Source organism: Sedimentibacter sp. B4 (assembly GCF_000309315.1).
Lineage (GTDB): Bacteria > Bacillota > Clostridia > Tissierellales > Sedimentibacteraceae > Sedimentibacter > Sedimentibacter saalensis.
In genome coordinates this window covers 1-201 of sequence record NZ_CANG01000443.1, presented here as the reverse complement: position 1 = coordinate 201, position 201 = coordinate 1, and the positions used below count along the sequence as shown (strand labels likewise).

At 62.2% G+C, this 201-nt stretch carries 1 protein-coding gene; it reads right to left on the bottom strand.

Going from position 1 to position 201, the window contains the following annotated elements:
* A partial coding sequence (locus BN358_RS27665) for an ArdC-like ssDNA-binding domain-containing protein (protein ID WP_232233119.1) occupies positions 1-201 on the bottom strand: 201 nt, incomplete at both ends.

Sequence of the window (201 nt, the reverse complement as noted above, 5' to 3'; positions counted from 1 at the left end):
GCTCCCCGCGCCGTACCTGGTGCCCCTTGGTCTGCCACGCCCGATAGCCGGCGACCAGTGTCGCGTCCGGCTTCGCCATCAGGATCAAGCACGTGTTCGAGAACGAGTACTGGTGGAAGCTCCCGGCGAACCTCAACCACTGTTGCCAGACGTCACGATCATCAAACGTGGCGAGCTTCGCTGCCAGTTCGCGATGCATAA